Below are 22,648 nucleotides of genomic sequence, written 5' to 3'. Positions count from 1 at the left end.
TTGCCCTTGACGGGGCTGCGCCGCTGTTGGAAACGACGGCCGAATAGCTTCAGGAAGGCTTGCCAGGAAAACTAACCATGCCATTCGTTGAACGGGTCTTTTCGGGCGTCCAGCCGACGGGCAATCTGCATCTCGGCAATTACCTCGGCGCGATCGTCAACTTCGTGAAGATGCAGGAGACCCACAACTGCATCTATTGCGTCGTCGACATGCACGCGATCACGCAAGGGGTCGACGTCTGGGGCGGGCCGGCCGAGCTCACGCGCAACACCCGCGAGGTCACCGCGGCGTTCATCGCTGCCGGCATCGATCCCAAGAAGCACATCGTGTTCAACCAGAGCCAGGTCTCGGGACACGCCGAGCTCGCCTGGATCTTCAATTGCGTCGCGCGCATGGGCTGGCTCGGCCGCATGACCCAGTTCAAGGAGAAGGCCGGCAAGGACCGCGAGAACGCCTCGGTCGGGCTGTTCGATTATCCCGTGCTGATGGCGGCCGACATCCTGCTCTACCGCGCCACCCACGTGCCCGTCGGCGAGGACCAGAAGCAGCATCTCGAGCTGTCGCGCGACATCGCGCAGAAGTTCAACAACGATTTCGGCGACTCGATCCGCAGCCAGGGCGGCAATGACGGCCTGTTTTTCCCGCTGCCGGAACCCCTGATCACGGGTCCGGCAACGCGCGTGATGAGCCTGCGCGACGGCACCAAGAAGATGTCGAAGTCCGATGCGTCGGACAATTCGCGCATCAATTTGACCGACGATGCCGACACCATCGCGCAGAAGATCCGCAAGGCGAAGACCGATCCGGAGCCGCTGCCGACCGAGGAGAAGGGCCTGGAGGCACGCCCCGAAGCCGACAATCTCGTCGGCATCTTCGCCGCGCTCTCCGGCCGCTCCAAGGCCGACGTGCTGCGCGATTTCGGCGGCGGCCAATTCTCCAGCTTCAAGAACGCGCTGGCCGAGCTGTGCGTCACCAAGCTCGCGCCGATCGCGGGCGAGATGAAGCGCCTCGTGGCCGACCCCGGCCATATCGACGCAATCCTGAACGAAGGCTCGGACCGGGCCCGCGCCATCGCCGACGAAACGATGAAGCTTTCGAAAGACATCGTCGGCTTCATCCGCCGGCGCTGATCAACGCGTCTGGCCGGCGTCATAGCGCCGGCCACTCCCCTCTCCCAAACATTGCGGGAGTGTGGCAGCATGCCAGCCGTGCACACGCGGGACATGCATGACCAGCATGCCAGCCGTGCACGCGGGACATGCATGACCAGCAAGCGACTTTGCTTCGAGCCGGGTCACAAGCCCAAATGCCTCGTCATCGTCGATGACACCGCCGAATGGGATCGGGCGGTTTATTACGCCAGCCGCTGGGCGATCCGCGGCGGCGGCGGCGTGGTGATGCTTCGCATCATCGAGCCCGACCAGCAGAGCCAGGAATGGCTGGGTGTCGCCGACATCATGCGCGCCGAGGCGCATGAAGCGGCGGAAGCCGCGCTCGACCGCGCCGCCGGCCGCGCCAACGGGATCGCCGCGATCACGCCGGAACGGGTGATCCGGGAAGGCGCCGCGATGGAACAGCTGCTCGCAGTGATCGACGAGGACCCCGACATCGCCATGCTGGTGCTGGCCGCAAGTCCTGGTGCGGAGGGACCGGGGCCATTGGTCTCGCTGCTTGCGCATGCGCTTGGAACGTTTCCCGTTCCGGTGACGATCATCTCCGGCGCGCTGAGTGACCAGAGCGTGGATTCGCTATCGTAGCGCGGTGCCTCCCCCTCCAGGGCAGGGTAAATGGCCCAAGCCTCTGATTTTCATTGACTAATGTCTCTTCTCCCCTTGATCGTGCGTTCGCCATCGCCATCTGCTAGGGAAGAGAGCACGCGCCGGCCTTGAACCGGCGACGTCTGGAGAGAACCATGTTCATTCAAACCGAAGCCACCCCCAATCCCGCCACGCTGAAGTTCATTCCCGGCCGCGTCGTGGTCGACGGCAGCCCAATGGAATTTTCGAGCCGCGAAGCCGCAAGCCGCTCGCCCCTCGCCGAAAAGCTGTTCGACGTGCCCGGCATCACCGGCGTGTTCTACGGATCGGACTTCATCACGGTGACCAAGGCGAGCGGTGAGTGGCAGCAGCTCAAGCCCGCGATCCTCGGCGCCATCATGGAGCACTATATGTCCGGCGCGCCGCTGCTCGCCGACGGCACAGCGCAAAGCGATGCCGAGATCGAGGACGAGGACGAGTTCTTCGACGAGGCCGATGCCGAGACGGTCGATATGATCAAGGACCTGATCGAGACCCGGGTGCGGCCGGCGGTCGCCAATGACGGCGGCGACATCACCTTCCGCGGCTTTAAGGACGGCATCGTCTATCTCAACATGAAGGGCGCCTGCTCGGGCTGCCCGTCGTCGACCGCAACGCTCCAGCACGGTATCCAGAACCTCTTGAAGCATTTCGTGCCCGACGTCGTCGAAGTCCGGCCGATGTGAGTTGCACGGTCTGCGCACCGATTTCGCTCCGTCATGCCCGGGCTTGTCCCGGGCATCCACGTTTTTGGGGCCGCAAAGTCGTGGATGGCCAGGTCAAGCCCGGCCATGGCCGCCAGAACTTTAGGCATCATCCAATTGCCAATGCTATGATCGCGTTATGCTGATCCTCGCCATCGATACTGCGCTCGACGCCTGCGCGGCCGCGGTGCTCGACACCGAAACGGCCGAGCTTCGCGCGCAGGAATCGGTGCCGATGAAGCGCGGGCATGCCGAAGCGCTGATGCCGCTGATCGCGCGGGTGATGAAATCGGCAGAGCTCAGCTTCACCGCGCTCGACCGCATCGCGGTCACGGTCGGTCCCGGCAGCTTCACCGGCCTGCGCGTCGGTATTTCGGCGGCGCGCGGCTTTGCGCTGGCGGCGAAGCGGCCGGCCATCGGCCTGACCACCTTGTCGGCCTATGCCGCCGCCGTCGTCGGCCAGAACAGATCGGCGCCCGTGATCTCCGCGATCGACGCGCGGCACGCCCACGTCTATTTCCAGATCGTCGCCGGCGACGGCAGCCAGCTGGTGCGACCGAGGGTCGCCGGCATCGATGAGGCGATCGCGGCCTCGCAATTCGGCGCGCCGCATCTGGTCGGCAATGCCGCAAACATTCTCGCCGAGCGCTGGCCGAAGGATGCACCGCAACCCGTCGCGGTCGACGCACAGGCTGCGCCTGATATCGCCTGGGTCGCCTGGCTTGGCGCCGCGGCCAATCCCGACGCGACCCCAGCGCGGCCGTTCTATCTGCGCGCACCCGATGCCAAGCCGGCCGCGCAGCCACAGCTCGCAGCAAAAGCCGCAACCTCATGATGAGATGGTTTTCGCAATGGTGGCGCGGCGGCACCGCCGCCGTTGAGCCCGCGTCCGCGCGCGATGCCGCACGGCTGGCGCAGCTTCACGGCGCCTGTTTCGCACGCGGCTGGGGCGAAGGCGAGTTTGAGAGCATGATCAGCGAGCGCAACACGCTGGTGCATCGCTTGCGCCTCGGCCGCAAGACGATCGGCTTTGCGGTGTCGCGGATCGGCGCGGACGAAGCGGAAATCCTCTCGATCGCGCTCGATCAGGCCCATCGCGGCCGCGGTCTCTCCCGCACGCTGCTGATGACCCATCTCGGCCATCTCGCGGGACGCGGCGTGCGCACAATATTTCTCGAAGTCGAGGAAAATAACCAAGCGGCGCGTCGACTCTACGATCGGGCCGGATTCACGGTGGTCGGACGCCGCGAACGCTACTATAAGCAGCCGACCGGGGAACAGCTGAACGCCCTTCTGATGCGACGTGACTTGGCGTAACATTGATGGCAGAAAGCGCCCCGTCAGGCAGACAATCATGACCGCACTGAAAACTTCTTCCGCATCCAAGGCGTCCGGCATCGAGGCACGGTGCGCCGCCACCGGCATGCGCATGACCGAGCAGCGCCGCGTCATCGCCCGCGTGCTCGCGGAATCGGTCGATCATCCTGACGTCGAGGAACTGTACCGGCGCTGCGTCGCCGTCGACGACAAGATCTCGATCTCAACGGTCTACCGAACGGTGAAGCTGTTCGAGGATGCGGGCATCATAGAACGCCACGATTTCCGCGAAGGCCGCGCGCGCTATGAGACGATGCGCGACAGCCATCACGACCACCTGATCAACCTGCGCGACGGCAAGGTGATCGAGTTCACCTCGGAGGAGATCGAGAAGCTCCAGGCCGAGATCGCCCGCAAGCTCGGCTACAAGCTGGTCGATCACCGGCTCGAGCTCTATTGCGTCCCGCTCGACGACGACAAGCCGACGTCTTAGTTTAGTGCCCATCGAGCTCATCATCTTCGACTGCGACGGCGTGCTCGTGGACAGCGAGGTGATCTCCTGTCGTGCGCATGCGGATGTGCTGACCAGGCACGGCTATCCGATCACGTCCGAGCAGGTGTTCGAGCGCTTCCTTGGCCGCTCGACGCGGCAGGCCAATCTCGAGATTGAGACCGAGCTCGGTCGCAAGCTGCCCGAGGCCTATCACGGCGATCTGCAGGACGAGCTATTCCGCTCCTTCGAGGCCGACCTCGAAGCGATCCGCGGCATCCATGATGTGCTCGATATCGTCGCTCAACGCGTCTGCGTCGCCTCGAGCGGCTCGCACCAGCGCATGCGCGTGAGCCTGGGGAGCACGGGCCTCTACGAACGCCTCGCGCCGAACATCTTCTCGGCCTCGCAGGTGAAGAACGGCAAACCGGCGCCCGATCTGTTCCTGTTCGCGGCAAAGCAGATGGGCGTGCCGCCGGGGCGCTGTGTCGTGATCGAGGACAGCCTGGCCGGGATTGCCGGCGCCCGGGCGGCCGGAATGACTGTGTTCGGCTTTTATGGTGGCAGCCATTGCCGCGAGGGCTATGCCGAAACGCTGCGCCAAGCCGGCGCCGACCTGCTCTTTGCCGACATGCATCGGCTGCCGGAGCTGATCCGGCCGGCCGAGGCGAAGGCCCTGGCAGGCTGATTTTCGGTCTCTGACCGCCATCCGGGTCGGCGCGAGGCGCGTGAACCCGGAATCGCGCCAAAACCTCTGGATTCCGGACTTTGCGACTGCGTCGCGCCGGAATGACGGCCCAAGGGGGCGCCATTCGCTGGATTTTCGCCGCTCCAACCTATATCTGAGGGCCGTCCTCCACCTCAATTCCGGGTTCCATGACGCCGCCGCGCAAGCTGCACATCAAATCATATGGCTGCCAGATGAACGTCTACGATGCCCAGCGCATGGTGGACACGCTGGCCCCCGAAGGATTCGTGGAGACGGCCAGCGCTGATGACGCCGACCTCGTCATCCTCAACACCTGCCATATCCGCGAGAAGGCCTCGGAAAAGGTCTATTCCGAACTCGGCCGGCTGCGCGTGGCCAAGGACGAGGCGGCGCGGGGCGGCCGCGCGATGCAGATTGCGGTCGCGGGCTGCGTGGCGCAGGCCGAGGGCGAAGAAATCGTGCGCCGCGCGCCCGTCGTCGACGTCGTGGTCGGACCACAGAGCTATCATCATCTGCCCGAGCTGTTGAAGCGCGCGGGCGACGAAGGTCGCGCGATCGAGACCGAATTTCCCGCTCAGGACAAGTTCGGCTTCTTGGCCCAGCCGAAGTCCGACGCGATTCGCGCGCGCGGCATCTCCGCCTTCGTCACGGTGCAGGAAGGCTGCGACAAGTTCTGCACGTTCTGCGTCGTGCCGTATACGCGCGGTGCCGAGGTCTCCCGTCGGGTGGCGAAGATCGTGGAGGACGTGAAGCGGCTCGCCGACAACGGCGTGCGCGAGCTGACGCTGATCGGGCAGAACGTCAACGCCTATCACGGCGAGGGGCCGGACGGAAAAACCTGGCCGCTCGGCCGATTGCTCGAGCATCTGGCGCAAATCCCGGGCATCGCGCGGCTGCGCTATTCGACCAGCCATCCCCGCGACGTCGATGACAGTTTGATTGCGGCCCATCGCGATCTCGGCCCGCTGATGCCGTTCGTGCACCTGCCGGTGCAGTCGGGCTCGGACCGGATTCTGGCCGCCATGAACCGCAAACATACCGCCGATGATTACCGGCGGGTCATCGACCGTTTCCGCACCGCACGCCAAGACATTGCTTTTTCATCAGATTTTATCGTCGGCTTCCCCGGCGAGAGCGAGCAAGATTTTCTCGCCACTCTCGCGCTCGTCACGCAAATCGGCTACGCTGCGGCTTATTCGTTTAAATACTCCGCCCGGCCGGGAACGCCGGCCGCGGATATGCAGGAGACGGTGTCCCCCGCCGAGATGGACCAGCGATTGGAGCGGCTCCAGGAACTGATCGACAGCCAGCAATCGGCCTTCAACAAGGCTGCGATTGGCTCAACGGTGGACGTGCTGTTCGAGCGTCCGGCCCGCAAGGAAGGCCAGATCGTCGGCCGCACCGCTTACCTCCAGCCCGCGCATGTGATGGCCTCGGCCGAAATCATCGGGCAGATCCTGCCGGTCCGGATCGACAGCCTCGAACGCTACAGCTTTCTCGGCGACCTCGCGACGCCGCGCAACGCGCGCGAGCCCGCTTCATCGCAAGCCACTGGAGCCTGAACCCTTGCCAAAAAGCGCATCGGATTCGCCTTCGTTCGCTCCCAGCCGCAAATTTGACCGCGACATGCAAGTTCCGCCCGAGACCCAGGTCGTCATCGGTTTCGATGACAACCGTGCCGCTTCCGCGCTGGTCGGCCCCTACGGCCAGCATCTCGCGCAGATCGAGCGGCGCCTCGGCGTGGTCGTGGACTCCAAGGGCAACCACATCACCATCGGCGGCACGCGCGACGGCTGCGATGCCGCACGCCGCGTGCTGGAGGCGCTCTACGCGCAAGCCGTGAAGGGACAGGATCTCGACCAGGGCGAGGTCGAGGGCGCGATCCGGGCCGTGATCGCCCAGGGCTCGCTGTTCGAGTTCGACGCCAAATCGGCCAAATCGACCTTCGACAGCATCAATTTGCGCAAGCGCCCGGTGCGCGCGCGCACCGCCGCGCAGGATTCCTACATCCGCGCGCTGAAGCGCCACGAGCTGGTGTTTGGCATCGGTCCCGCCGGCACCGGCAAGACCTGGCTCGCGGTCGCGCATGCCGCGCAGCTGTTCGAGCGCAAGGAGGTCGACAAGATCATCCTGTCACGCCCGGCGGTGGAAGCCGGCGAGCGGCTCGGCTTTTTGCCAGGCGATCTTCGCGAGAAGGTCGATCCCTATCTGCGCCCGATCTACGACGCGCTCTACGATCTCATGGATGCGCGCATCGTCGAGCGGGCGCTCCAGACCGGCGAGATCGAGATCGCGCCGCTCGCCTTCATGCGCGGCCGCACGCTCACCAACGCCGCCATCATCCTGGACGAGGCGCAGAACACCACGTCGATGCAGATGAAGATGTTCCTGACCCGCCTTGGCGAGAACAGCCGCATGATCGTGACGGGTGATCCCTCTCAGATCGACCTGCCGAACGGCCAGACCTCGGGACTGGCGGAAGCAACCCGGCTCCTGAACGGGGTCGAGGGGATTGCGCAAGTGCATTTCAAAGCCGAGGACGTGATCCGCCACGAGCTCGTGGCGCGGATCGTCGCCGCCTACGAAGGGTCGCCGCAGCGGCCGGCCAGCGGTCAATCCTGACGAGACAACAGCCGGACCAAGCGGGCGCGGACGGCGCCTTTTCGTCCCAGACAGCACAATGTCCCATCCCAACCTTCCCATCACCGAGGTCCTCGTCGTCGCCGATTGCTGGCAGAGCGAGCCCGATTCCGAGACCGTGATCCAGCGCGCGCTTGCGGCAGCCGCCGAGAGCGTCGACGAAGACCTCGCCGACGCGGAAGTGGCTGTGATGCTGACCGATGACGCCGGCATCCGCACCCTCAACGGCAACTGGCGCGGCATCGACAAGCCAACTAATGTGCTGTCATTCCCCGCGCTCCAGCCCGAAGGCGAATGGAAGCCGGGCGATGCGCCGCGCATGCTCGGCGACATCGCGATCGCCTACGAGACCATGCGGCGCGAGGCGGACGAGGAACACAAGCCGTTCGGTCATCATTTGAGCCATCTCGCCGTCCACGGTTTCCTGCATCTGATCGGCTACGATCACGAGAACGACGACGACGCGGAGGAGATGGAAGCGCTGGAGACGCAGATCCTGGCGCATCTCGGCATCCCCGACCCCTATGCTGACCGCCCGGGGACGAACTGAGATGCCGGATTCCGATCCAATCCAGGACAACCCGCGCAACACGCGCAATTTACCCGCCGTCGTGACCCAAGGTGAGGTGATGCGGCCGACCGCGGAAGGCTGGCTGCTGCGCGCCATCCGGACGCTGTTCGGCTGGAAGGCGGGATCGGTGCGCGACGATCTCCAGGTCGTGCTCAACGCGGCCACCCCCGACGACACCGGCTTCTCCGCGGTCGAGCGCACCATGCTGCGCAACATCCTCGGCCTGCACGAGCGCCGCATCGCCGACGTCATGGTCCATCGGGCCGACATCGTCGCGGTGAAGCGCGACATCCCGCTTGGCGAATTGATGGACCGCTTCGAGAGCGCCGGCCATTCGCGTCTCGTCGTCTACAACGAGACGCTGGACGATCCCGTCGGCATCGTCCACATCCGCGACCTGCTCGCCTTCATGACCGCCCGTGCGCGCGTGTCGGAGGCCACCAAGACCAAGCGCAAGAAACCGCTGCCGGCCGGGCTCGATTTGCGCGCCGTCGATCTCGCGCTGCCGCTTCACGATGCGCGCATCATCCGCAAGCTGCTGTACGTGCCGCCCTCGATGCGGGCGATCGACCTGCTCGCGCAGATGCAGGCCACGCGCATCCACCTCGCGCTGGTGGTCGACGAATATGGCGGCAGCGACGGGCTGGTCTCGCTCGAGGACATCGTCGAGCAGATCGTCGGCGAGATCGACGACGAGCACGACAGCGACGAGCCGCCCTCGATCGTGCGCCTGCCCGACAACGCCTTCATCGCCGATGCCCGTGCCAGCCTCGACGACGTCCGCGCGGTGATCGGCGAGGATTTCGTCACCGGCGAGGCCGGCGAGGAAGTGGAGACGCTGGGCGGCTATCTCGTCAGCTTCGTCGGGCGCCTGCCGGTGCGCGGCGAAGTGATCTCGGGCCCCGGCACGTACGAGGTCGAGGTGCTCGATGCCGATCCGCGCCGCGTCAAGCGGCTGCGCATCTCGACGCGGAAGGAACGTCCCGCGCCCCGCACCCAGCGCGAGAGCCGACGCCGCGAGGCTGCGCCGGAGAGCGGCCAACCACCGGCCAGTGACACGCCTACCCCGCCGCCAAGCGACGGGACCGGTCCGCAGTGAGCCCATTGCAACGACTCCGGCAGATTGCGCTTGCCGTCATCCTCACCTGGGGATGGAAGCGCGCCGTCATCGCCATGGCGGCCGGGGCGCTGTCGGTGCTGGCGCTGGCGCCGTTCAACCTGTTTCCGGTGCTGTTCCTCACCTTCCCGGTGCTGGTCTGGCTGATCGACGGCGCCGGCGCCGGACGATATGGCGGCGTTCCTGCCGCGGCGCTGACTGGCTACTGGTTCGGGCTCGGCTATTTCGTCCCCGGTCTCTACTGGATCGGCTACGCATTCTTCGTCGACGCCGACGTGTTCGCCTGGCTCACACCGTTCGCCGTGCTGGGCCTGCCGGCCTATCTCTCGATCTTCACGGCAATGGGCTTTGCGCTGGCGCGCCTGCTCTGGACCAAGAACGCCACGCGCGTGCTGGCGCTCGCAGCAAGTCTCACCATTAGCGAATGGCTGCGCGGCCACGCGCTGACCGGGTTTCCCTGGAACGCGTTCGGCTACGCGCTGTCCGAGCCGCTGCCGCTGGCGCAGACGGCATCGCTGATCGGCCTGTGGGGCATGACGTTCCTGACCGTCGCGATCTTCGCGAGCCCTGCGACGCTGATCGATCGCGCGCCCGATGGCCGCCTGCAATGGCGCGCACCGGCCGCCGCAATCGCGCTTCTGATCGTCATGAGCATTTTCGGCGCGATCCGCCTGTCGCTGCCTCCGACCACGATGGTTGCTGGCGCCAAGCTGCGCCTGATGCAGCCGAACCTGCAGCAGGACGCGAAATTCAACTACGCCGCCAAAGCGGAGGTGATGAAGAGATATTTGGCGCTGTCCGACCGCGCCTCTGGTCCGCAATCGACCGGCGTTCGCGATGCCACCATCCTGATCTGGCCGGAATCCGCCTTTCCGTTCTTCCTGACCCGCGAAGCCGACGCGATGGCGCAAATCGCCGATCTGCTGCCGAAGGGCACTGTGCTGATCACGGGGTCGGTCCGCGCGCCGGACCTGCCGCGGGGCACACCGATCACGCGCGCCTATAATTCGATCTACGTGATCGACCACGATGGCAGCGTGCTCGCAGTGTACGATAAGCTGCATTTGGTGCCGTTCGGCGAATTTCTTCCTTATCAGGAGCTGATGGAGAAGCTCGGTTTCGAGCAGCTGACGCGCGTGCGCGGTGGCTTCATTGCCGGCACCGTGCGGCATGCGCTGCCGGTCGCCAGCGCGCCGCCCGCGCTGCCGCTGATCTGTTATGAAGCCATTTTTCCCGGTGAGGTGGCTGCACGCAGCGAACGTCCGGGCTGGATCGTTAACCTCACCAATGACGGCTGGTTCGGCATCTCGACCGGCCCCTATCAGCATCTCGAGCAGGCGCGGATGCGCGCGATCGAACTCGGCCTGCCGCTGGTCCGCTCCGCCAACACCGGCATCTCCGCAGTGATCGATCCGATGGGACGCACCATCGCCAGCCTCGGTCTCGGAATCGAGGGCATTTTGGATGCAAACCTGCCCGCCGCGATCCCATCGACTGTCTATGCGCGCGTCGGCGACGTGCCCGCAGCCATGCTCGTCGCGCTCGCGGTGATTGTGGCGGTCCGCCGGCGTGTCGCCAAACGGCACCCCTGATCGCCTCGCAGCGGACGTGGCTGGAATCCTTGACAACCGTAGTCCCACGGTTGACAGACTGCAGGCGGGCTCCTCATTCTGCACCGGCTGCGAAAGACAGCGGTACATTGCTAAATTTCTCCGCAATGTTTCCCAATAAGAGGGTTCGATTTGACGGTGCTGGCACCCGAGGCAGGCCTGATGATTGCGCCGAGGGTGATGTTTGGAGGGCTGAGGAAATGTCGAAAGCGCCCAACCCTGTTGACAAATATGTCGGCAGTCGCGTGCGTATGCGCCGCATCATGTTGGGCATGAGCCAGGAAAAGCTCGGTGAAGCTTTGGGCCTGACCTTTCAGCAGATCCAGAAATACGAGAAGGGCACCAACCGGGTCGGCGCGAGCCGCATTCAGCAGATCGCCGAGATTCTCCAGGTACCTGTGTCGTTCCTGTTCGAGGGCGGGCCGAGCGGTGTGCCGGGCCCGGATGGCTTCAGCGAAGGCGCCTCGCCCTCTTACGTCTCAGATTTCCTTGCGACATCAGAGGGACTCGCCTTGACCAAGGCGTTCACCCGAATCACCGATTCCAAGATGCGCCGCTCCATCGTCGATCTCGTCGAGCAGATCGCCGCGCGCGAAGGCCCCGACAAGCGCTGACGCGCCCATCGCAATTGGCGATTTGAGACTGCGCCAAATCTGGCCTATGTCGTCATTTGCGACCGCGCCCTCGATGCGCGTCCACTCCGATGATGCAGTTCAAGGGCATAGATGCGTTCATGGCCAGCTCCAATTGGTTCGATTCCCAAACCATTCTCGATGGCATCCGCCGCTGGGTTGAGATCGAGACGCCGACGGAAGCGCCCGAGCAGGTCAACAAGCTGATCTCCGTGGTCGCGGAGCAATACCGCGAGCTGCCCGCCACGCTCGAGCGCGTCGCTGGGGTCAATGGCTGCGGCGATCATCTTGTGGCGCGCTCGACCTGGGGCCAGGACCGACCGGGCATCCTGGTGCTGAGCCACCTCGATACCGTTCATCCCATGGGCTTCATCGAGCGCCTGCCGTTCAAGATCGAAGGCGACAGCGCGTTCGGCCCCGGCATCTACGACATGAAAGGCGGCGCCTACATCGCCTACCATGCCTTTCGCGCGCTCTGCGCCGCCGGCGACCGTTCGCCGCTCGGCATCACCCACATGTTCACCTCCGACGAGGAGATCGGCAGCCCGACCTCACGTGCGCTGATCGAGCAGGAAGGTCGCAAGGCCAAATACGTGCTGGTGACGGAGCCGGCGCGCGACGGCGGCAGGATCGTCACCGGACGCAAGGGCGTCGGACGCTTCCGCGTCTTCATCAAAGGCGTGCCCGCGCATGCGGGCTCCCGACCGGAGGACGGCCGCAGCGCCGTCCGCGAGCTCGCCAACGTGATCCTGGCGCTGGAAGGGATGAACGACGTCAAGCGTGGCGTCACCGTCAATGTCGGCGTGGTGCGCGGCGGCACGCGCCCCAACGTGACGCCGGAAGAGGCCTATGCCGAAGTCGATCTGCGTGTGTTGAGCCTCAAGGATGCGGACGAGTTCGTCGGCAAGATCCTCGCGCTCACGTCGAAGACCGACGGCGTCACCGTTGCGGTCGCCGGCGAGCTTAATCGCCCGCCTTACGAGAAGAGCAATGCCGGCGCGGCGCTCTACGAGCATGCGAAGACGCTTGCCGCCGAGATCGGCTTCGAGCTGATCGACACCCACACCGGCGGCGGCTCGGACGGTAACTTTACCGCCGCGCACACCGCGACGCTCGACGGGCTCGGCGTCGACGGCAAGGGCGCACACACGCATTATGAGCAGCTCTACGTCTCCTCGCTCGCGCCGCGCGCGCGGCTGCTCCATCGCCTGTACCAGACGCTGCGATGAGCGAGCGCAAATCAGATTCCGCGCGCGATGACAGCGAGCGCGCCTTCTTCGGACGCCGCAAGGGTCACAAGCTCAGGCAGCACCAGGCCGGGCTGATCGATCAGCTGCTGCCGCATCTTGCGCTCGACATCGCGAGCGAGGCACCGGCGAATGCCGGCGAGATCTTCGACCCCGCGGCAAGCGAGGTGCGGCTCGAGATCGGTTTCGGCGGCGGCGAGCATCTGGCGGCCGAGGCGCAAAGCTTTCCCGCCACCGGCTTCATCGGCTGCGAGCCCTATGTCAACGGCATGGCCAAAATCCTCGCGCAGATCGACGCCGCCAACATCAGCAACATCCGCCTGTTCGCCGGCGATGCCGCCGAGCTCTTGGCCTGGCTTCCGCAAGCCTCGCTGTCGCGGATCGACCTGATCCATCCCGATCCCTGGCCGAAACGGCGGCACTGGAAGCGGCGCTTCGTCCAGGACAGGACCATTGCCGCAATGGCGCGCGTGCTGAAGCCTGGCGGCGAATTCCGTTTCGTCTGCGACGTCGACGATTACTGCGCCTGGACGCTGTCGCATCTTGCCCGCTCTTCGGATTTCGTTTGGCTTGCCGAACGCGCCGACGATTTTCGGCAGCCATGGGTGGGCTACACAATGACGCGCTACGGCCGGAAGGCCGCGCGCGAAGGACGCAAGGCGGCCTATCTGCGGTTCAAGCGGGTCTAGTCGTCATTCCGGGGCGATGCGCAGCATCGAACCCGGAAGCTCGAGCTTCCGGGTTCGGGCCTCGCCCGCCCCGGAATGACAAGAGAGAGAACTTCAAATCGTCCGCCGGTTGCGCCAGAAATTCACGACGCGCTCGGCGGTCGTCGGCATCAGGCGCGTGAAGTTCATGCGCGCGGCCTCGATGTCGGCATCGGCCGGGGTGCGATGCGGCCCGTACCACAGCAGGATGAGCGCGCGTACCGTGGGCCAGCCGAGATTGAGCACGCGCCCCAGGATCAGAATCGGATCGTAGCGATCGCCCGCGATCAGGCGGTCGAGAATCGCGAGGCGGACGCCGGTCATCGCCGAGAGCGAGGCGATCGATTCCTCATATTTGAGCGCCTTGGCGAAACCGAGCAGCGCGCTCTCACCGAGATGGCCCTCGCGATGCAGGGCCGTCACCGTTCGCTGTGCCGCCGAGAAGTCACGGCGCGGCCCCGGCGGCCGCGCCGCCTCCTCGATGGCCTCCATCGCGCGCTTGATCTCGACCTGGCGCGCGGGATTGACCACGCTGGAGAGGCGGCGGCGGATGACGTCGAGCGTGCCGTTGAGAAGCTCCTTCAGGTGCTCGCCGGAGAGATCGTTGCGCTGACCGATCTTGAGCGTCAGCACGCCGTCCTGCGCGGCACGCTTGATCAGCTCGGAATAGCTGCCGGGCGAGAAGACAGCACCTGCATTGCCGGCTGCGCGACGCACCACGTCGCGATCACCCCGCTCCACCAGCACGTCGGTGACGACCGCCGGCAAGGTGGGGCGCTCCGTTATCGCCAGCAGATGGCCCTGGCCCTTCAGCCGCGCGATCTCGACCAGGGCTGCCTCATCGAGCACGGGCGAGCGGCGCAGCACGGGGCCGGCCACCGTGATCTCGTTTTCGCGCGCGAGCTGGTTCACCAGATGCGGCGGCGCGTTGCCGAGGCGCGAGAAGCGCTCGGCGAGATCGGCGCGCGAAGCGAGTTCGGCATGCGGGACGAGATCGATCAGGAGATTGTCGAACAGATCGATCAGCTCGGGACGGAGTTTTTCGGCATCCCGGAAAAATAATGCGGAGATGGCCCGCGCGATCTCGCCGCGACGTCGGGGATCGCCGCGTTTGACGATATCGTCCAATCCAGGAATCAGCGAGGTAGCAACGATCATGAAACGCAACTCGGGGATCTGGCACGCCGTGGGCGCGCCATAGCTCAAGCCGCCCCACAATCGGGGAATCTAGGCCTGCTTGATGAAGGAAGCGTTGCGGGGCGAGCCGCCCAAAGGACGCAAAAAGCGTCCTCTGCCCTGCAATGGGCCTTGTCCGGGAGGGGCGAAAGGGCTATATCAGCGGCAATTCATCTTCTCATACGATCCGCGTAGTGAGAGTGGGCCCGAAAGGACCCGCTCTTTTTTATTACCTGAACGCGGCTTGGCGGAGGATGCGGCCCGATGCGTTGTCGGGAGAGTTCCGAAGCGGGCTTTGACATTAACCCAGCCTTAACCATCGAGCGCCTGACCCCTGCTATGACCGAACCGAACCCTGGTTCCACGGATGCCGAATTGCTGGCCGAGCCGCGGCTCGTGGTCGAGCCGGGCGTCGCGGCCCGGGTGGCCGCGGTCGCAGCTCCCGTGCTCCAGGGCATGGGCTATCGGCTGGTGCGTATCCGTATTTCCGGAGAGGCCGGCTGCACGGTGCAGATCATGGCCGAGCGGCCGGACGGCTCGATGCAGATTGAGGATTGCGAGGCGATCTCGCGGGCGCTGTCGCCTGTGCTCGACGTCGCCGACCCCATCGATCGCGCCTACCGGCTGGAAATCTCCTCACCGGGAATCGACCGGCCGCTGGTGCGCCGCTCCGATTTCGAGCGCTATGCTGGACATCTGGTGAAGGTCGAGATGGCGGTCGCCCATGAGGGGCGGAAGCGGTTCCGCGGCACGCTCGGTGCTGTCGAAGGCGATCGCGTGCATCTGCATCGCGATGACGTCAAGGCCGGCGATGACGCCGACGTTCTCCTGACCATGGAGGATATTGGCGAGGCGCGGCTGGTGCTGACCGATGAGCTGATTGCGGAATCCATGCGCCGCGGCAAGGCCGAGGCGCGCGAGATGCGTCGCAATCTCGGCCTCGAGCCGCCTCCGGCGCCGCACGCCCAGATCAGCGAGAAGATCACCAAGAACACCAAGCCGAAAAAAAAGCCGGCACCGACCAATACAAAGAAGCATCGCCTGGCCGCCGAACGTGCGCGACGGGGCGAGATCGAGCCTGACGAAGGAGACTAGCCATGGCAGTCAGCGCCAATCGACTTGAATTGCTCCAGATCGCGGACGCCGTTGCGCGCGAGAAATCGATCGACCGCGGCATCGTCATCGCCGCGATGGAGGATGCCATCGCCAAGGCGGCGCGGGCCCGTTACGGCAGCGAGACTGACGTTCACGCCGAGATCGACCCGAAGAAGGGCGAGCTGCGGCTGTCGCGCCACATGCTTGTGGTCGAGAAGGTCGAAAACCCTTCGAACCAGATCTCGCTGGTGGATGCACAGCGCGCCAATCCCGGTGCCCAGGTCGGCGACACTATCGCCGACACGCTGCCGCCGCTGGAATATGGCCGCATCGCCGCCCAGTCGGCCAAGCAGGTGATCGTGCAGAAGGTGCGCGAGGCCGAGCGCGACCGGCAATATCAGGAATTCAAGGACCGCATCGGCGACATCGTCAACGGCGTCGTCAAGCGCGTCGAATATGGCAGCGTGATCGTCGATCTCGGCCGTGGTGAAGCCATCATCCGTCGCGACGAGATGCTGCCGCGCGAAGTCTTCCGCAACGGCGACCGTGTCCGCGCCTATATCTTCGACGTCCGCCGCGAGACGAGAGGCCCGCAGATCTTCCTCTCCCGCACTCATCCGCAATTCATGGCGAAGCTGTTCGCGCAGGAGGTGCCGGAGATCTATGATGGCATCGTCGAGATCAAGGCGGTCGCCCGCGATCCCGGCTCGCGCGCGAAAATCGGCGTGATTTCCCGAGATTCCTCGGTCGATCCGGTCGGCGCCTGCGTCGGCATGCGCGGCTCGCGCGTGCAGGCGGTGGTGAACGAGTTGCAGGGCGAGAAGATCGACATCATTCCCTGGTCGCCCGACATCGCGACCTTCGTGGTCAACGCGCTGGCACCGGCCGAAGTCTCCAAGGTCGTCATCGACGAAGACCGCGAGCGCATCGAGGTCGTCGTGCCCGACACCAACAACCAGCTCTCGCTGGCGATCGGCCGCCGCGGCCAGAACGTGCGTCTGGCTTCGCAGCTCACCGGCTGGGACATCGACATCCTGACCGAGCAGGAGGAATCGGAGCGTCGCCAGGCCGACTTTGAAAATTCCACCCGCGTCTTCATGGAATCGCTCAACGTCGACGAAGTGGTCGGCCAGTTGCTGGCGTCCGAAGGCTTCACCTCGGTCGAGGAACTCGCGATGGTGGACGTCAAGGAACTCGCCAGCATCGAGGGCTTCGACGAGGAGACCGCGCAGGAGCTGCAGAACCGCGCCCGCGAACATCTCGAGCAGCAGGAAGCCGAGCTCGAGGCCAAGCGAAAGGAACTCGGCGTCGAGGACGCCCTCAAGGACGTGCCCGGCGTGACCTCGAAAATGCTGGTGAAGTTCGGCGAGAACGACATCAAGACGGTCGACGATCTCGCCGGCTGCGCCACCGACGATCTGGTCGGCTGGACCGAGCGCAAGGAAGGCAGCGAGCCAACCAAGCACGTTGGTGCGCTCGACGGCATCGACATCTCCCGCGACGATGCCGAAGCGATGATCATGCAGGCCCGCGTCAAGGCCGGCTGGATCACCGAGGCCGATCTTGCCAAGCCCGCTGAGGAGGCTGAGGCGACTGAAGATCAGCCGGCTTAAGGCGTGTTCAGCAAAAGTGGAGGCCGGTTTTGCGTAAAGAACACGCGACTTAGAAGGCGAAGGAGGATGTCACCCGGATGCTCGCCAGCACTGACAGCGAACTCGACCATGGGCCGCGGACCGAAAGGTCCGCGACCATGCGCATGTGCGCGGTCAGCCGCAAGGTCCGGCCGATCGACGAGCTGATCCGCTTCGTCGTCTCGCCGCAAGGCGACATAGTTCCCGATCTCAAGCGTAAGCTGCCCGGACGCGGCATGTGGATCACCGCCTCACGCCAGGTGGTTGCGGAAGCCGTGCGGCGTCACCAATTTAACAAGGCCTTCAAGCGCGAGCTGCGGGCCCCTCAGACGCTTCCCGCCGACATCGAAGCGCTCCTGGTTCGGAGCGTGACGGAAGCCCTTGGGATCGCTGCCAAGGCGGGCCAGGTCGTGGCCGGCTTCGGCAAGGTCGAGAGCGCCCTTCGGGAAGGTACGGTCGAGGTCCTGATCCACGCCAGCGACGGGGCCGCGGACGGAATCCGCAAATTGGACATGCTGGCGCGTCAAAATGCCGGAAATCGCGGCGCCAAGCCGCAGATTCCCGTCGTCACCGCGCTGAAATCGATAGAATTGGATTTGGCACTGACCCGGTCAAATGTGATACATGCTGCGCTGCTCGCGGGCCCGGCGAGCAGGTCATTCCTGTCACGTAGCCAGATGCTGGTCCGATACCGGATGGCGGACGATGACAAGACGGCCGAAAAACACGGCCAGGATTTCTGAGAGACAACGACGAACCGATATGACGGTGCGGCAACGCACAACGACAACAGATCAGGATTAGGACTGCTGAATGGTTGATACCAAGACCCCTGGCGACAAGAAGCTGAGCGTTCCGAGCAAGACGCTATCGCTCAAGCCGCGCGTCGAAACGGGCACCGTGCGCCAGAGCTTCAGCCACGGCCGGAGCAAGCAGGTCGTGGTCGAGAAGCGCGGCAAGCGCCGCATTGGCGACGGCCCCGAGCCGCACGCGCCCGAGGTGACCGCGAAACCGGCACCGGCCGTGCCCGCGCCCTCGCGCTCCGCCCCGCCGCCCGCCCCACCGCGCAACGCCGGTTCCGGGGTGGTGCTGCGTACCCTGACCGAAGACGAGCGTTCGGCCCGCGCCAGCGCGCTGGCCGATGCCAAGCTGCGCGAGGTCGAGGAACGCCGCCAGGCCGAGGAAGAGGCGCAGCGCCGCGCTGCCCGCGAGGCTGCCGAACGCGCCGAGCGCGAAGCCGCCGAAGCCCGTCGCAAGGCCGAGGATGAGCGTCATCGCCACGAGGACGAAGCCAAGCGGAAGGCCGAGACCGAGGCCAAGAAGCGTTTTGGCGAAGGCGAGCAGCCTTCTGCCGCACGTCCCGCAACGGCAGCTCCGGCGACTAGCGCTCCCCGCTCCGCGCCAGGTACGGCGCGACCTGCGGCGACCACCACTGCGCGCCCGACAACGACCACTCAGCGGCCGGCTGGCCCGGCGGGGCGCGCTCCCGCGGTTGCGGCCGGACCCGACGAGGACGATGGTCCGCGCCAGATCCGTCGCGGTCCCGGCGGTGTCGCGCGTCCTGCGGCCGCCCCCAAAACCACCCACAAGCCCGGCCCGCAGAAGGAGCGCGGCCGCCTCACCGTCGTCACCGCGCTCAATGCCGATGAGGTGCGCGAGCGTTCGATCGCCTCGTTCCGCCGCCGCACCCAGCGCCTCAAGGGCCACGCCTCGAACGAGCCCAAGGAAAAGCTCATCCGCGAGGTGACGATTCCGGAAGCGATCACCATCCAGGAGCTCGCCAACCGTATGTCCGAGCGCGCGGTCGACGTCATCCGCATGCTGATGAAGCAGGGCGCGATGCACAAGATCACCGACGTGATCGACGCCGACACCGCGCAGCTGATCGCGGAAGAGCTCGGCCACACGGTCAAGCGCGTTGCCGCCTCGGACGTGGAAGAGGGCCTGTTCGACCAAGTCGACGATTCCACCGATACCGAACCGCGTTCGCCTGTCGTGACCGTGATGGGTCACGTCGACCACGGCAAGACCTCGCTGCTCGATGCGCTGCGCCATGCCAACGTGGTTTCCGGCGAAGCCGGCGGCATCACCCAGCATATCGGCGCCTATCAGGTGCTGTCGCCGGAGAGCGGCAAGAAGATCACTTTCATCGACACGCCCGGCCACGCTGCGTTCACTGCGATGCGCGCCCGCGGCGCCAAGGTCACCGACATCGTCGTGCTGGTGGTCGCGGCCGATGACGGCGTGATGCCGCAAACGGTCGAAGCCATCAACCACGCCAAGGCGGCAGGCGTGCCGATCATCGTTGCCATCAACAAGATCGACAAGCCCGATGCCAAGCCCGAGCGCGTCCGCACCGAGCTGCTCCAGCACGAGGTTCAGGTCGAATCCTTCGGCGGCGAAGTCGTCGACGTCGAGGTATCCGCCAAGAACAAGACCAATCTCGACAAGCTGCTCGAGATGATCGCGCTGCAGGCCGAAATCCTCGACCTCAAGACCAATTCGGAGCGTCCGGCCGAAGGCACTGTGATCGAGGCCAAGCTCGATCGCGGCCGTGGTCCGGTCGCGACCGTGCTGGTCCAGCGCGGCACGCTCCGTGTCGGTGATATCATCGTCGCCGGCGCCGAGATGGGCCGCGTCCGCGCGCTGATCTCCGATCAGGGCGAGACGGTGCAGGAGGCCGGTCCTTCGGTGCCGGTCGAGGTGCTCGGCTTCAACGGTCCGCCGGAAGCCGGCGATCGTCTCGCGGTGGTCGAGAACGAAGCCCGCGCCCGCCAGATCACCAGCTATCGCGCGCATCAGAAGCGCGAGAACGCGGCTGCCTCGATCTCCGGCATGCGCGGTTCGCTCGAGCAGATGATGTCCCAATTGAAGACCGCGGGCCGCAAGGAATTCCCGCTGATCATCAAGGCCGACGTGCAGGGCTCGCTGGAAGCGATCCTCGGCTCACTGGAGAAGCTCGGCACCGACGAAGTCGCAGCCCGCATCCTGCATGCCGGCGTCGGCGGCATTTCGGAATCCGACGTGACGCTCGCGGAAGGCTTCAACGCCGCGATCATCGGCTTCTCGGTTCGCGCCAACAAGGAAGCGGCCGCGGCGGCCAAGCGCAACGGCATCGAGATCCGCTACTACAACATCATCTACGACCTCGTGGACGACGTGAAAAAGGCGATGAGCGGCCTGCTCGCGCCGACCTTGCGCGAAACCATGCTGGGCAATGCCGCGATCCTGGAGATCTTCAACATCTCCAAGGTCGGCAAGGTCGCCGGCTGCCGCGTCACCGACGGCACCGTGGAACGCGGCGCCAATGTGCGCCTGATCCGCGACAACGTGGTCGTGCACGAAGGCAAGCTCTCGACGCTGAAGCGCTTCAAGGACGAAGTGAAGGAAGTCCAGTCGGGCCAGGAATGCGGCATGGCCTTCGAGAACTATCACGACATGCGAGCCGGTGACGTGATCGAGTGTTATCGCGTGGAGACGATCCAGCGCTCCCTGTAAGTCCAAATCTTACCGAAGCGTTCGGATCCTTTTTGAACTGAGATTGCGGGAGTGCGATGGCCGGATTTTCCGGCCATCCACCCCTCTTCGTTTCAACAGGACAAACGACAATGCCCGTGTCCCAAACACGGGCATGACGAGGTGATTTTCGAGAATGCCACGCCATCATCAGAAGAAGAGTTCCGCGCCCGGCGGAGGCTCGCAACGCCAGTTGCGCGTCGGCGAGCAGGTTCGCCATGCGATGGCCGAGATTCTGGCGCAAGGCAACGTGCATGATGCGGATCTCGAAGGTCACATCATCACCGTGCCGGAGGTGCGGATGTCGCCCGACCTGAAGCTCGCGACGATCTACGTGATGCCGCTCGGTGGCCGCGACACCGAGATCGTCATCAGCGCACTCGAGCGCAACAAGAAGTTCCTGCGTGGCGAAGTGGCGCGGCGCGTTAACCTGAAATTTGCACCTGACATTCGCTTCCGCGTCGATGAGCGATTCGATGAAGCGGAACGGATCGAGAAGCTTTTGCGAACACCTGCGGTGCAGAAGGACCTGGAACAGGATCCGGATTCGGATCGGGAAGAAGAACGATGACGATGGACCCGGCTCACGACACGATCAGCGGCGAACAGGCCGATCAACGCGACGTGCAGACAAATAATTTTGCGGATCTGGGCAGCAAGTCTCAGCCGTACCAGGAGCCGCGCCGCGTCAACAACGATCCCCGCGCCAAGCAGCAGCAGAAGGGCAACCAGCCGCGCCGCGACCGGCGCGACGTCCACGGCTGGGTGGTGCTCGACAAGCCGATCGGGATGACCTCGACGCAAGCTGTCGCGGTGCTCAAGCGCCTGTTCAACGCCAAGCGCGCGGGACACGCCGGCACGCTCGATCCGCTCGCCTCGGGCGGCCTGCCGATCGCACTCGGCGAAGCCACCAAGACCGTCCCCTTCGTGATGGACGGCCGCAAGCGCTACCAGTTCACCGTGTGCTGGGGCGAGGAGCGCGATACCGACGACGTCGAAGGGCGGGTGACCGCGACCTCCGACCAGCGCCCGACCCGGGACGCCATCCTGGCCCTGTTGCCCCGGTTCACCGGGGTGATCGAGCAGATCCCGCCGCGCTATTCCGCGATCAAGGTTCAGGGCGAGCGCGCCTATGACCTCGCGCGCGACGGCGAGGTCGTGGAGCTGGCGCCCCGCCCCGTCGAGATTCATCATTTAGCCCTTGTGGATCAACCGGATAACGACCGGGCCGTGTTCGAGGCGGAGTGCGGCAAGGGCACCTATGTGCGGGCGCTGGCCCGCGATATGGGCCGGATTCTCGGCACTTTTGGCCATATCTGCGCGCTGCGGCGGACCCTGGTCGGCCCATTTGGCGAAAACGACATGATTCCGCTGGATCAGTTGGAGGCTTTGTGCCATAGAGCCGCGTCCGGCGAGGGCAGCCTCGCCGACGCGCTTTTGCCCGTTGAGACCGCGCTGGACGACATCCCGGCACTGGCCGTCACTCGGGCTGATGCGGCAAGGCTCCACCGGGGCCAGGCCGTTTTGTTGCGCGGACGGGATGCGCCCACTTGTAGCGGCACAGTCTATGTCACGGTGGCAGGCCGTCTTTTGGCGCTTGCCGAAGTTGGCAATGGCGAAATCATCCCCAAGCGTGTGTTCAACCTGACCGGCCTGACTGCCAGCCCCGGTCGCAACGAGAGAAATTGAC

The 22,648-nt window shown here is 65.2% G+C and carries 22 protein-coding genes; 21 read left to right on the top strand and 1 reads right to left on the bottom strand.

Going from position 1 to position 22,648, the window contains the following annotated elements; translation table 11 throughout:
• Positions 1-77 precede the first annotated feature (77 nt).
• The 15 genes from trpS to trmB all read left to right on the top strand — a co-directional run bounded on the left by trpS (position 78) and on the right by trmB (position 13,522).
• Positions 78-1,130 (top strand): tryptophan--tRNA ligase, encoded by a 1,053-nt coding sequence (gene trpS / locus IVA87_RS18735; protein ID WP_247303820.1) that lies wholly within the window; start codon positions 78-80, stop codon positions 1,128-1,130.
• A gap of 132 nt (positions 1,131-1,262) precedes the next feature.
• On the top strand, positions 1,263-1,757 hold the full coding sequence (locus tag IVA87_RS18730) for a universal stress protein (protein ID WP_247303822.1): 495 nt from the start codon (positions 1,263-1,265) through the stop codon (positions 1,755-1,757).
• A 155-nt stretch (positions 1,758-1,912) separates the two neighbouring features.
• Entirely contained in the window at positions 1,913-2,482 is a 570-nt protein-coding gene (locus IVA87_RS18725) for a NifU family protein (protein ID WP_247303824.1), read from the top strand.
• A gap of 157 nt (positions 2,483-2,639) precedes the next feature.
• Positions 2,640-3,335 carry a tRNA (adenosine(37)-N6)-threonylcarbamoyltransferase complex dimerization subunit type 1 TsaB gene (gene tsaB, locus IVA87_RS18720; RefSeq protein ID WP_247303826.1) on the top strand — a complete coding sequence of 232 codons (696 nt, stop codon included), beginning with the start codon at positions 2,640-2,642 and terminating at the stop codon, positions 3,333-3,335.
• Positions 3,332-3,817, top strand: coding sequence for a ribosomal protein S18-alanine N-acetyltransferase (rimI, locus tag IVA87_RS18715; RefSeq protein WP_247303829.1), 486 nt, complete (start codon positions 3,332-3,334; stop codon positions 3,815-3,817). The genes tsaB and rimI overlap by 4 nt, the downstream gene beginning before the upstream one ends.
• 37 nt (positions 3,818-3,854) lie before the next feature.
• A complete protein-coding gene (locus IVA87_RS18710; RefSeq protein WP_247276470.1) occupies positions 3,855-4,310 on the top strand; it encodes a Fur family transcriptional regulator in 456 nt (151 codons plus the stop codon).
• Between the two features lie 4 nt (positions 4,311-4,314).
• A complete protein-coding gene (locus tag IVA87_RS18705; protein ID WP_247303831.1) occupies positions 4,315-4,995 on the top strand; it encodes an HAD family hydrolase in 681 nt (226 codons plus the stop codon).
• Between the two features lie 188 nt (positions 4,996-5,183).
• Positions 5,184-6,578 (top strand): tRNA (N6-isopentenyl adenosine(37)-C2)-methylthiotransferase MiaB, encoded by a 1,395-nt coding sequence (gene miaB / locus IVA87_RS18700; protein ID WP_247303833.1) that lies wholly within the window; start codon positions 5,184-5,186, stop codon positions 6,576-6,578.
• A 64-nt stretch (positions 6,579-6,642) separates the two neighbouring features.
• Positions 6,643-7,638, top strand: coding sequence for a PhoH family protein (locus IVA87_RS18695; protein WP_247334533.1), 996 nt, complete (start codon positions 6,643-6,645; stop codon positions 7,636-7,638).
• A gap of 58 nt (positions 7,639-7,696) precedes the next feature.
• The gene (gene ybeY / locus IVA87_RS18690; protein ID WP_247303837.1) at positions 7,697-8,206 is read left to right on the top strand and encodes an rRNA maturation RNase YbeY; all 510 of its coding nucleotides are present in this window, start codon (positions 7,697-7,699) and stop codon (positions 8,204-8,206) included.
• Between the two features lies 1 nt (position 8,207).
• A complete protein-coding gene (locus IVA87_RS18685) occupies positions 8,208-9,326 on the top strand; it encodes a hemolysin family protein (protein ID WP_247303839.1) in 1,119 nt (372 codons plus the stop codon).
• The gene (gene lnt / locus IVA87_RS18680; protein WP_247303842.1) at positions 9,323-10,936 is read left to right on the top strand and encodes an apolipoprotein N-acyltransferase; all 1,614 of its coding nucleotides are present in this window, start codon (positions 9,323-9,325) and stop codon (positions 10,934-10,936) included. Before IVA87_RS18685 ends, lnt begins: the two co-directional genes overlap by 4 nt.
• Before the next feature lie 218 nt (positions 10,937-11,154).
• The gene (locus tag IVA87_RS18675; protein ID WP_018319423.1) at positions 11,155-11,568 is read left to right on the top strand and encodes a helix-turn-helix transcriptional regulator; all 414 of its coding nucleotides are present in this window, start codon (positions 11,155-11,157) and stop codon (positions 11,566-11,568) included.
• An 89-nt stretch (positions 11,569-11,657) separates the two neighbouring features.
• Complete coding sequence (locus IVA87_RS18670) at positions 11,658-12,815, top strand: M20 family metallopeptidase (protein ID WP_247303844.1); 1,158 nt, start codon at positions 11,658-11,660, stop codon at positions 12,813-12,815.
• A complete protein-coding gene (gene trmB / locus IVA87_RS18665) occupies positions 12,812-13,522 on the top strand; it encodes a tRNA (guanosine(46)-N7)-methyltransferase TrmB (protein ID WP_247303846.1) in 711 nt (236 codons plus the stop codon). The genes IVA87_RS18670 and trmB overlap by 4 nt, the downstream gene beginning before the upstream one ends.
• A 93-nt stretch (positions 13,523-13,615) precedes the next feature.
• Here trmB and IVA87_RS18660 read toward each other — a convergent pair whose 3' ends face one another.
• Positions 13,616-14,698: a DUF2336 domain-containing protein gene (locus IVA87_RS18660; protein WP_247303849.1), complete on the bottom strand. Its 1,083-nt coding sequence runs from the start codon at positions 14,696-14,698 to the stop codon at positions 13,616-13,618.
• Between the two features lie 357 nt (positions 14,699-15,055).
• On the opposite strand from IVA87_RS18660, the gene rimP reads away from it, so the two are divergent.
• The 6 genes from rimP to truB all read left to right on the top strand — a co-directional run bounded on the left by rimP (position 15,056) and on the right by truB (position 22,647).
• Positions 15,056-15,811, top strand: a complete 756-nt coding sequence (rimP, locus tag IVA87_RS18655) for a ribosome maturation factor RimP (protein ID WP_247303854.1) — start codon at positions 15,056-15,058, stop codon at positions 15,809-15,811.
• Between the two features lie 2 nt (positions 15,812-15,813).
• Positions 15,814-17,424 carry a transcription termination factor NusA gene (gene nusA / locus IVA87_RS18650; RefSeq protein WP_247303856.1) on the top strand — a complete coding sequence of 537 codons (1,611 nt, stop codon included), beginning with the start codon at positions 15,814-15,816 and terminating at the stop codon, positions 17,422-17,424.
• A gap of 77 nt (positions 17,425-17,501) precedes the next feature.
• Complete coding sequence (locus IVA87_RS18645) at positions 17,502-18,185, top strand: RNA-binding protein (protein WP_247276482.1); 684 nt, start codon at positions 17,502-17,504, stop codon at positions 18,183-18,185.
• 70 nt (positions 18,186-18,255) lie between these two features.
• Positions 18,256-20,940 carry a translation initiation factor IF-2 gene (infB, locus tag IVA87_RS18640; protein ID WP_247303858.1) on the top strand — a complete coding sequence of 895 codons (2,685 nt, stop codon included), beginning with the start codon at positions 18,256-18,258 and terminating at the stop codon, positions 20,938-20,940.
• 154 nt (positions 20,941-21,094) lie between these two features.
• Positions 21,095-21,529 (top strand): 30S ribosome-binding factor RbfA, encoded by a 435-nt coding sequence (rbfA, locus tag IVA87_RS18635; RefSeq protein ID WP_247334532.1) that lies wholly within the window; start codon positions 21,095-21,097, stop codon positions 21,527-21,529.
• Positions 21,526-22,647, top strand: coding sequence for a tRNA pseudouridine(55) synthase TruB (gene truB, locus IVA87_RS18630; RefSeq protein WP_247334531.1), 1,122 nt, complete (start codon positions 21,526-21,528; stop codon positions 22,645-22,647). Before rbfA ends, truB begins: the two co-directional genes overlap by 4 nt.
• Position 22,648: the final 1 nt, after the last annotated feature.

The organism is Bradyrhizobium sp. 147, from assembly GCF_023073935.1.
Classification (GTDB): domain Bacteria; phylum Pseudomonadota; class Alphaproteobacteria; order Rhizobiales; family Xanthobacteraceae; genus Bradyrhizobium.
The sequence above is the reverse complement of the archived record's forward strand: the minus strand, read 5'-3'. Positions and strand labels throughout refer to the sequence as shown.

Coding starts and splice junctions, on each gene's coding strand:
- trpS (WP_247303820.1), top strand. CDS start 78: ATGCCATTCGTTGAACGGGTCTTTTCGGGCGTCCAGCCGACGGGCAAT.
- IVA87_RS18730 (WP_247303822.1), top strand. CDS start 1,263: ATGACCAGCAAGCGACTTTGCTTCGAGCCGGGTCACAAGCCCAAATGC.
- IVA87_RS18725 (WP_247303824.1), top strand. CDS start 1,913: ATGTTCATTCAAACCGAAGCCACCCCCAATCCCGCCACGCTGAAGTTC.
- tsaB (WP_247303826.1), top strand. CDS start 2,640: ATGCTGATCCTCGCCATCGATACTGCGCTCGACGCCTGCGCGGCCGCG.
- rimI (WP_247303829.1), top strand. CDS start 3,332: ATGATGAGATGGTTTTCGCAATGGTGGCGCGGCGGCACCGCCGCCGTT.
- IVA87_RS18710 (WP_247276470.1), top strand. CDS start 3,855: ATGACCGCACTGAAAACTTCTTCCGCATCCAAGGCGTCCGGCATCGAG.
- miaB (WP_247303833.1), top strand. CDS start 5,184: ATGACGCCGCCGCGCAAGCTGCACATCAAATCATATGGCTGCCAGATG.
- IVA87_RS18695 (WP_247334533.1), top strand. CDS start 6,643: ATGCAAGTTCCGCCCGAGACCCAGGTCGTCATCGGTTTCGATGACAAC.
- ybeY (WP_247303837.1), top strand. CDS start 7,697: ATGTCCCATCCCAACCTTCCCATCACCGAGGTCCTCGTCGTCGCCGAT.
- IVA87_RS18685 (WP_247303839.1), top strand. CDS start 8,208: ATGCCGGATTCCGATCCAATCCAGGACAACCCGCGCAACACGCGCAAT.
- IVA87_RS18675 (WP_018319423.1), top strand. CDS start 11,155: ATGTCGAAAGCGCCCAACCCTGTTGACAAATATGTCGGCAGTCGCGTG.
- IVA87_RS18670 (WP_247303844.1), top strand. CDS start 11,658: ATGATGCAGTTCAAGGGCATAGATGCGTTCATGGCCAGCTCCAATTGG.
- trmB (WP_247303846.1), top strand. CDS start 12,812: ATGAGCGAGCGCAAATCAGATTCCGCGCGCGATGACAGCGAGCGCGCC.
- IVA87_RS18660 (WP_247303849.1), bottom strand. CDS start 14,698: ATGATCGTTGCTACCTCGCTGATTCCTGGATTGGACGATATCGTCAAA.
- rimP (WP_247303854.1), top strand. CDS start 15,056: ATGACCGAACCGAACCCTGGTTCCACGGATGCCGAATTGCTGGCCGAG.
- nusA (WP_247303856.1), top strand. CDS start 15,814: ATGGCAGTCAGCGCCAATCGACTTGAATTGCTCCAGATCGCGGACGCC.
- IVA87_RS18645 (WP_247276482.1), top strand. CDS start 17,502: ATGCTCGCCAGCACTGACAGCGAACTCGACCATGGGCCGCGGACCGAA.
- infB (WP_247303858.1), top strand. CDS start 18,256: ATGGTTGATACCAAGACCCCTGGCGACAAGAAGCTGAGCGTTCCGAGC.
- rbfA (WP_247334532.1), top strand. CDS start 21,095: ATGCCACGCCATCATCAGAAGAAGAGTTCCGCGCCCGGCGGAGGCTCG.
- truB (WP_247334531.1), top strand. CDS start 21,526: ATGACGATGGACCCGGCTCACGACACGATCAGCGGCGAACAGGCCGAT.